The sequence below is a fragment of the Arthrobacter sp. C152 genome, assembly GCF_054890965.1.
Genome location: NZ_JBTZSU010000064.1, coordinates 1 through 8,636, shown reverse-complemented (window position 1 = coordinate 8,636; position 8,636 = coordinate 1). Strand labels below are relative to the sequence as shown.

Below are 8,636 nucleotides of genomic sequence, written 5' to 3'. Positions count from 1 at the left end.
GGTCGAGGCCCCAACCACACGGTTGGGGCCTCCCACATTTAAACCCACCAACCACCCACCAACCCACAGGTGAGCGCGGGACGGTGGCATGGGCCCCATACGTGAGCGCGCGTCGAAGAGATGGCTGCGGGACCCAACAGGGCGTTCGCGGGGAGGGAAATATGCCCTAAAAACTGGCCCTTCGCAAATGAGCGTGGTTAGTGCTGTCTGATGCCGAGGGCGGGGCGTGTCCTGATGCCGCTGCGGCGTGGTGCGGGAGGAGAGAGGTCAGGGCCTCTTTGAATTGGTAGCGACCAAGCTTCCAAATAAAAAAGAGACCCTGATATGCCCAATGCTACTTCCTGCCCGGGCGGTCGCTGGTGCGAGCGGGCAGACGCGCTTCTTGGTGTCGACGGCATCCACGTCTGCTCTGTCACGGCGGCCGGGACCGGCCTGGTTCTGCACGTTGAGACAGAGGAAACTGTTAGCGGTTGTCCGGACTGCGGTGTCGTCGCAGTCGGGCACGGCCGCCGGCAGGTCCGGCTCCATGACGCCCCGTGTTTCGGGCGGCCGGTGCGGCTGCTGTGGGCCAAGCGTGTCTGGCGCTGCCCGGACCCTGACTGTCCCAGAACCACCTTCACCGAAGAGCATGAGTTGGCCGGCCCCCGGGCAAAACTGACTGCCAGGGCCGTGGCGTGGGCGACCGACGGCCTGGAGCGTTTCGACACCTCGGTCTCCGCCCTGGCCCATCAGCTCGGCGTCTCCTGGCACACAGCCTGGGACGCCATCAAGGCAGAGGCCGCCCGACGAATCGCAGCGGCCGGCCGTCTGACTGGGGTGAATGCTCTCGGAGTGGATGAGCATGTCTGGTCCCATACCGGCCCGCCGGGTTCCGGAATGGTCACCGGGATCGTGGACCACACCCGCGACGCGAAGGGCGTGGTGCATGCACGGTTGCTGGACCTTGTTCCGGGCCGGTCGGGGAAGGCCTACGCGGACTGGCTCAAAGCCCGCGGCGAGGAATTCACTGCCGGCATCAAGACCGCCGCTTTGGATCCGTTCCGCGGCTACGCGAACGCGATCCGCGACGAACTGCCCGAAGCCATCACCGTGTTGGACGCGTTCCATGTCGTGAAACTGGGGTCGGCCATGGTCGATGAAGTCCGCCGCCGCGTCCAGCAGGACACCCTCGGGCACCGCGGCCGCAAGGGCGACTCGCTCTACGGAATCCGCCGGACCCTGCAGATCGGCGCCGAACACCTCACGGACAAGCAATCCGCAAGGCTCGACGCGAAACTCACCCTCGGGGACCCGGACCACGAAGTCACCCTGGCCTGGCAGTGCTACCAGAAGCTCCGGAACATCTACCACGCCAGGCCGGAACGGGGCAGGGAACTCGTCAACGAGGTGATCTCCTCGTTCCCGTCCTGCCCGATCCCGGAGGTCTCACGACTGGGCCGGACGCTCAAACAATGGAAGGCCGCGATCCTGGCCTACTTCGACACCTTCGGCGCGTCCAACGGCCCTACCGAAGCGATCAATGGCGTCATCGAAACCACCCGCAGAATCGCCCGCGGCTTCCGTAACTTCACCAACTACCGACTCAGATGCCTGCTCGCCGCCGGAGGTCACCGCCCCTACCGGATCAAACAGACCAACCATGCCTAAATGCGAAGAGCCTAAAAACTGGTGATTAACCTCAAAAAGTCGCGGAAACACGCGGAATTTGCGGACCGGAACGGCCCAAGCTGGTAAGTTTTCGAACAGTGGCTTGTGCGCATGCCGCGTGCAGGCTCCAGAAACATAACCGTCCAGGAGGACATCAATGGCTAAGAACCGTAGTGAACTTGTTGCAGAGGTAGCTGGCAAGGCCGGCACCAGCCAGGCAGCCGTCAACTCCGTCCTCGACGCACTGTTCGAGGTTTTCGAGACTTCCGTCGCCTCCGGCGAAAAGATCACCATCCCGGGCTGGCTCGCCGTCGAGCGTACCGACCGCGCAGCACGCACCGGCCGCAACCCGCAGACGGGCGAGACCATCCAGATCGCCGCTGGCCACAGCGTCAAGCTGACCGCCGGCTCCAAGCTGAAGGCTGCTGTCTCCAAGAAGTAGGACGTTCCTCTGCCCGCGGACAGCAGGGCGGAGCAAGGAGCGGCAACCCGCGCGGTTGCCGCTCCTTTCGTCTTTAACCCCGATTCGCCGCCCGGGCGGCGGTGGCGGACAATGGGATGGTGTCTTCTGCCGCAAAACCACGTTCCACCCAGCCCCAGCCCGGACCCGGCAAGGGATCTCCGGCCCGGGACGGCGCCCCCCTCGGAATCCGGACCGGCTGGCAGGCGGCCGGACTGGCAGCGGTCTTCGTGGCCCTGGCGGCGGCGCTGCTCTTCTCCGGTGCAGCGGCGGCCCGCGGTGTCTCCGATCCGGGCGCCCTGGTCCGCTGGGGCCTGCCGATCAGCAAGGCCATCCACAACGTCTCCGTGGCCACGGTCATTGGCGGGCTGGTCTTCGCCGTCGGAATCCTGCCCAGGAACCTGAGCGCCCGCACGCGGGACCGGGAAGCTCCCGGGGGCGGTGACTCCCCGGAACACCCTGCTTTCACCCGGGCGCTGGCCGTGGCCGCAGCCGCCGGAGCCGCCTGGACGTTGTCCGCGATCGCCGTCCTGGTCTTCACCTACGCGGATGTCGCGGGACAGGGCCTGTCCGGCGATCCTGAGTTCACCCAGGCCCTCGTGTATTTCATGACGGACCTCGAGACGGGCCGGGCCTGGCTCACCGTCACCATCATCGCCGCCGTCGTCACCACGGCGCTGTTCGGCGTCAGGTCCCTTGGCGGCCTGGCCCTGACGCTGGTCCTGGCGCTCATCGGCCTGGTCCCCGCGGCGCTCATCGGCCACTCCTCCAGCTCTTCGGACCATGAAGGCGCCATCAACTCCCTTGGCCTGCACCTGGTCGGCGTCAGCACGTGGGTGGGCGGCATCATCATCCTGGCCCTGCTGTCCGGGATCCTGGCAGGCCCGAAAGCCGGCAGTGCCGCCGACATCACCGAACCGACCCTCCGCCGCTTCTCCACCCTGGCCGGCTTCGCCTTCGTCCTGGTCTTCGCCTCAGGTGTCATCAACGCCAGCATCCGAGTCACCAGCTGGGGCGACCTCTTCGGCTCGGCCTACGGGCAGCTGATCCTGGCCAAGACGGCCGCCGCGGTGGTCCTGGGCGGCGTCGGCTTCATGCACCGGCAATGGGTCATCCCGCAGCTGGGCCGCAAGGGCTCCACCATGTCCTCCCGGCGTGTTCTCTGGCAGCTCATCCTGGCCGAACTCCTCATCATGGGAGCCACCTCCGGCATCGCCGTGGCGCTGGGCCGTTCGGCCCCGCCCCAGCCGACGGAACCCGCACCCGATGCGTCCCCCGCCTTTATCCTCAGCGGTTACGACCTCCCCCCGGAACTGACACCGGAGCGCTGGTTGAGCGAGTGGCGGCTGGACTGGCTGTGGGTTGCGGTAGCGCTCTTCGGCCTGGTGACCTACGTCCTGGGCGTGGCCAAGGTCCGCCGCCGCGGCGATGCCTGGCCCTGGCTCCGCACCGTCACCTGGACCCTCGGCCTGGTGATGCTGACCTACATCACGTCCGGGCCGCCGTCGGTCTATGGCCGCATCCTGTTCTCCGCGCACATGGTGGACCACATGGCGCTGACGATGGTGGCGCCGATCTTCCTGGTACTGGGTGCGCCAGTGACCCTTGCCCTGCGCGCCCTGCCCGCCCGCCGCGACGGCTCGCGGGGAACAAGGGAATGGTTGCTGGTGTTCGTGCACTCCAAGTTCTCCCAGCTGGTCACGCATCCGCTGTTCGCGGCAGCCAACTTCGCCGGCTCCATCGTGCTGTTCTACTACTCCGACCTGTTCGGCTTCGCCATGCGTGATCACGTGGGCCATGAACTGATGAACGTGCACTTCCTGCTCACCGGCTACATCTTCGTGCTGAGCATGATCGGCACCGACCCGCTGCCGCGCCGGGCGCCCTACCCCATGCGGCTGCTCCTGCTCCTGGCCACCATGGGCTTCCACGCCTTCTTCGGCGTCTCCATCATGGGCGGCACCGGGCTGCTCGCCGCGGACTATTTCGGCAACCTGGGCCGGACCTGGGGGCCGTCCGCCCTGGTCGACCAGCAGATGGGCGGCGCGGTGGCCTGGGGTATTGGCGAGGTGCCCACGCTCCTGGTGGCCATCGGCGTCGCGATCATGTGGTCCAGGTCGGACCAGCGGGAAACCAAACGCGTGGACCGGGCGGCTGACAGGAATAACGACGCCGATCTGGCCGCTTACAACGATATGTTTGCCAAATTGGCCGAACGCGACGCCAGGCTGGCTGAACGCAACAAGCTGGAAGGACGCTAATGAGCGAAACCGTACGCAACCATGCCCGGGTCCGGGCCTCCGAACTGGTGGGTCGCAACTGGTTGAACACCGGCGGCAAATCGCTGGACCTCCACGCCCTGCGCGGCAAGATTGTGCTGCTGGACTTCTGGACCTTCTGCTGCATCAACTGCCTCCACGTCCTGGACGAGCTGCGGCCGCTGGAGGAGCAGTACTCTGATGTCCTGGTCACGGTCGGCGTCCACTCGCCCAAGTTCGAGCACGAGGCGGACCCGGTGGCCCTGGCCGCTGCGGTTGAGCGCTACGAAATCCACCACCCGGTGCTGGACGATCCCGAACTTGATACCTGGAAGGCGTACACCGCCCGCGCCTGGCCCACCCTGGTGGTCATCGACCCCGAGGGCTACATCGTGGCGCACCTGTCCGGCGAAGGCCACGCTGACGGCCTTGCGGTGCTGATCCCAGAACTCATCGCCGAACACGAGGCCAAGGGCACCCTGCACCGCGGCACCGGCCCCTACGTGGCCCCGGAGGCCACGTCCGGCACCTTGCGCTTCCCCGGTAAGGCGCTCTTCCTGCCCCCGGGACGCGGCTCCACCGCCGCAGATGAAGCGTCCGACGCCGGCACGGCAGCAGGTGCCGCGGTGGCGGATGCCGCCGACAAGGGTTCCTGGCTGGTCACCGACACGGGCCACCACCGCCTCGTGGAGCTGGGCACCGACTTCCACACGGTCCTGGGCACGTTCGGCTCGGGCACCAAAGGCTACGCCGACGGTCCGGCCGCCGGCGACACCGCGACCGCACAGTTCAACGAGCCCCAAGGCCTGGTGCTGCTGCCGGAAGACGTGGCAGCGAAGGTGGGCTACGACGTCGTCATTGCCGACTCAGTGAACCACCGCCTCCGCGGGCTGTCCCTCAGCGACGGCAAGGCCTCCACGCTCGCCGGCAACGGCATCCAGCGACTGCTCGAGACCGGCCCGGCGCGCGTGGACGAGGACGCGGCAGGCTTCACCGGACGCCTCGGCGGGCACCCCCTCGAGGTCTCGCTCAGCTCCCCGTGGGACCTGGTGTGGTCCCGCAAGCTGGGCGCCGTGGTGGTGGCCATGGCCGGCACGCACCAGATCTTCAGCTTCGACCCCGTCTCCGGCGACGTGGCCATCGTGGCGGGCAACGGCCTCGAAGGCCTGCTCGACGGCGCGGCCCACGAGTCCTGGTTCGCCCAGCCCTCCGGGCTGGCCGAGGACGCCGACGGCAACCTCTGGGTGGCGGACTCCGAGACTTCGGCCCTCCGCAAGCTGCTGGTTGACGACGACGGCACGGTCACCGTGGAGTCGGCCGTGGGCAAGGGCCTGTTCGACTTCGGGTTCCGCGACGGCCCCGCCGCGGAGGCCCGCCTGCAGCACCCGCTCGGCGTGACCGTCCTCCCCGACGGTTCCGTGGCGATCGCCGACACCTACAACGGCGCCGTCCGCCGCTACGACCCCGCCTCGAAGACGGTGTCCACGCTGGCCCGCGGGCTCGCCGAGCCGTCCGACGTGATCGTGGACCACACCCACTCCGCCGGTTCCGAGCCGCTGCTGGTGGTGGTGGAGGCAAACCAGCACAAACTGGTGTACGTCCCGATCCCCAAGGAAGCGCAGCAGGTGGATGAGGGCGCGTCCCAGACCCACCGGCCCAAGAGCCCCGTGGCAGCCGGTGCGCTGGAACTGACGGTGCGCTTCACGGCCCCCACCGGCCAGAAGCTCGATGACAGGTGGGGCGATCCCACCCAGCTGAAGATCTCCTCCACCCCGCCGGAGCTGCTGGCGTCCGGCGGCGGAACCTCCGTGGGCCTGCTGCGCACACTGGAGCTGTCCCCGGATGTGCCCGAAGGGGTCCTGCACATCACCGCCCGTGCCGCCGCCTGCGACGGGCCCGAGACCGAGGACGGCGAGATCCCCGACCACGCCGCCTGCCACCTGTACCAGCAGGACTGGGGCATCCCCGTGGTGCTGCAGGCCGACGGTGACACCGAACTGGTGCTGGACCTCCGCGGCATGGACTGACCCTGTTCCCCTGCTGAACTGGCCCGGTTTTCAAGGTTTCAAGCCTGAAGACCGGGCCAGTTCTGCGTAAGGAGCCCGAAAACTGGGCCATTTCGGGGTGCTTGTTTATCCACATGGCGCCGCGGATGCCTGCCGCCGGCCGCGCGGAGCAGACATTGTGGCGTGATGGACCCTGCAGAAATCATCAGGTCGGCCGGAGGGGTGCTGCTGCGGCGTGACGTGGCTGCCGCCGGGGCAACGGAGACGGACATCAACCGTGCCATCCGGACTGGCTCGATGGTGCGGCTGGAGCGCGGGCTGCTGGCCGTTCCGGATGCTGACATGGAACTGGTGGGCGCAGGACGGGCCCGAAGTCTCCTGACATGCGTATCGGCTGCCCCGCAGTACGGACTATGGCAGCTTCGACCGGCTGCCCGGCCGCACTATTGGCAAAGCAACGGAAGAGGTAGGGTCCGCTGCGTCAGCCACCGGCTTCCCCTGACGCAGCGGCCCCATCACCGAACCCTTGCAGCACTTCCCGATGTCCTGCTTCACGCGCTGCTGTGCCTACCCGAACTCGAATCGCTGGTGATGGTGGAATGTGCCTACAACAGAGGAGACATTGAGCCGTCCTCCTTGTTGCAGCACCTGAAGGGCAACCGCTCAGGCAAGGCACGCAATGTCGTGTCCAAGGTCGAACGGGGCGCAGACTCTCTTCTGGAAACGATGGCCCGGGTGCTGTTCCGGGATGCCGGCATAGCCACCGAGACCCAGGTGTGGATTGAGGGAATCGGCCGGGTGGACTTCCTGCTGGAGGGTTTCCTCATCGTGGAAATTGACGGGATCGCCTTCCACCTTGAATCACGCCAGTTCAAAAAGGACCGCCGCAGGGACAACCAGGCGGTCCGTCACGGCCTGCCGGTGCTTCGGTTCTTCTATGACGACATTGTCCACGCACCCGAATCCGTGCTGGCGCAGGTCCGGGAGGTCCTGGCACGGGGATCACTGCGGTGGCCGCATCCGAACCAGCCCAGTTTTCGGAGCGATTGGGTTTAGGACAGTGGAGAACACAGCATGCTTGGCCCCAAAACTGGGCCAGTCCGGGGCAGGCAGAAGCTGAGGGGCTAGAAGCTCAGGACCGGGGTCACCTTGACGGTGTCCCCGGAAACGTCCAGGCGGGTGGTGAAGCTGAAGTCCACCTCTGTGTCCAGCGGGTACCAGGCCCCGGTGAACGCGTTTTGCTGCAGCGCTTCCACTCTGGCCTTGCCGTCCAGGGGTGCCACCACCCAGCGGCCGTCGAACGGCTCAACGGACACATTCGGGTACTCGGTCACGGTCCACTTGATGGTGCCGTCCTGGACCCTGTTGTTGCTGGCGTAATAGAAGGGGCAGTCGGGCTGCAGCTTCTGTTCCTTGACGGCCTCGGCCGCGCAGCCGTCCAGGAATTCCCGGACCTTGGCCGCCACGTCGTCCTTCAGCCGGTCCGTGGCCTGGGTCAGCAGGTTGAGCGGGGCCACCGGGTTGTCCTTGGAGGTGACAGTGGCCCGGGTGGCAGGGGCGGAGAAGTACTCCCCGTCCAGGGATGCCTCGTATTCGCCCGGGTAGAACACGGCAAAGGAGTTCCGGCCGTTGGGCATGTTCACCGGGACGCCGTTGACGGTGGCTTCGTTCCCGTTGACCACGGTCATGTCCACGGTGGGCAGGCGTGACGGGACGAACGCCCAGGTGCTGAAGAAGAGCCATTCGGTGCCGGTCTTCTGGAGCAGGAACTCCGTGTGGAGCCGGCTGCCGTCGATGGTGTACTCCAGCGGCACCATCACCTGGTTGCCGGACCGTTCCTCGGGATCGCCGATGCTCACGTTCGAGAGCCGGGAAGCGGCAGTCTGCAGCCCTGCGCCGTCGAGCATGGCGGCGTTGCTGGGAGGCACGGCGGCCCGCAGCAACCCCAGCGCCCGCCCGCCGTCCCCGGCCTTCAGCGCGTCCAAATACTCCCGTACGGGCTGCTGGGGACTGGCGACGGTCCGGTTCACAACGTTGATGGCCACGACGGCTCCGGCGACGGCAAGCATGAGGCCCAGCAGCCATCCGGCCGCCATCCTCACCAACGCTTGACTCATCTGCACGTTTCTTACAGTAACGTCACTGCGACGGCACACTAAAGTTGGCGTCTCCCCTGGTTACCGCGGCACCACACCCTAAAAGCACGACGGTGGGGTTGCCCGCAAGTCGTGGACAGTTGATCAGGCGGCTTGTGCCGGCTGAGGT

At 66.9% G+C, this 8,636-nt stretch carries 6 protein-coding genes; 5 read left to right on the top strand and 1 reads right to left on the bottom strand.

The features are described 5' to 3' along the window. Nucleotides 1–324 precede the first annotated feature (324 nt). The 5 genes from ACYSM9_RS21450 (at nt 325) to ACYSM9_RS21430 (ending at nt 7,427) form a co-directional block, all read left to right on the top strand. Entirely contained in the window at nt 325–1,647 is a 1,323-nt protein-coding gene (locus ACYSM9_RS21450) for an ISL3 family transposase (protein WP_461858971.1), read from the top strand. Between the two features lie 157 nt (nt 1,648–1,804). After that, the gene (locus ACYSM9_RS21445; protein ID WP_247046834.1) at nt 1,805–2,089 is read left to right on the top strand and encodes an HU family DNA-binding protein; all 285 of its coding nucleotides are present in this window, start codon (nt 1,805–1,807) and stop codon (nt 2,087–2,089) included. Nucleotides 2,090–2,205: 116 nt separating this feature from the next. Continuing rightward, a complete protein-coding gene (locus ACYSM9_RS21440) occupies nt 2,206–4,368 on the top strand; it encodes a cytochrome c oxidase assembly protein (protein WP_461858970.1) in 2,163 nt (720 codons plus the stop codon). Beyond that, nucleotides 4,368–6,392 (top strand): NHL domain-containing thioredoxin family protein, encoded by a 2,025-nt coding sequence (locus tag ACYSM9_RS21435; protein WP_461858969.1) that lies wholly within the window; start codon nt 4,368–4,370, stop codon nt 6,390–6,392. The genes ACYSM9_RS21440 and ACYSM9_RS21435 overlap by 1 nt, the downstream gene beginning before the upstream one ends. A gap of 165 nt (nt 6,393–6,557) precedes the next feature. Further along, nucleotides 6,558–7,427 carry a DUF559 domain-containing protein gene (locus tag ACYSM9_RS21430; RefSeq protein WP_461858968.1) on the top strand — a complete coding sequence of 290 codons (870 nt, stop codon included), beginning with the start codon at nt 6,558–6,560 and terminating at the stop codon, nt 7,425–7,427. 68 nt (nt 7,428–7,495) lie between these two features. On the opposite strand, the gene ACYSM9_RS21425 is transcribed toward ACYSM9_RS21430, so the two are convergent. Continuing rightward, the gene (locus ACYSM9_RS21425; RefSeq protein ID WP_461858967.1) at nt 7,496–8,488 is read right to left on the bottom strand and encodes a hypothetical protein; all 993 of its coding nucleotides are present in this window, start codon (nt 8,486–8,488) and stop codon (nt 7,496–7,498) included. Nucleotides 8,489–8,636: the final 148 nt, after the last annotated feature.

Excerpts from the sequence above, each read along its gene's own strand:
- ACYSM9_RS21450 (WP_461858971.1), top strand. The coding sequence starts at position 325 with ATGCCCAATGCTACTTCCTGCCCGGGCGGTCGCTGGTGCGAGCGGGCA.
- ACYSM9_RS21445 (WP_247046834.1), top strand. The coding sequence starts at position 1,805 with ATGGCTAAGAACCGTAGTGAACTTGTTGCAGAGGTAGCTGGCAAGGCC.
- ACYSM9_RS21440 (WP_461858970.1), top strand. The coding sequence starts at position 2,206 with ATGGTGTCTTCTGCCGCAAAACCACGTTCCACCCAGCCCCAGCCCGGA.
- ACYSM9_RS21435 (WP_461858969.1), top strand. The coding sequence starts at position 4,368 with ATGAGCGAAACCGTACGCAACCATGCCCGGGTCCGGGCCTCCGAACTG.
- ACYSM9_RS21430 (WP_461858968.1), top strand. The coding sequence starts at position 6,558 with ATGGACCCTGCAGAAATCATCAGGTCGGCCGGAGGGGTGCTGCTGCGG.
- ACYSM9_RS21425 (WP_461858967.1), bottom strand. The coding sequence starts at position 8,488 with ATGAGTCAAGCGTTGGTGAGGATGGCGGCCGGATGGCTGCTGGGCCTC.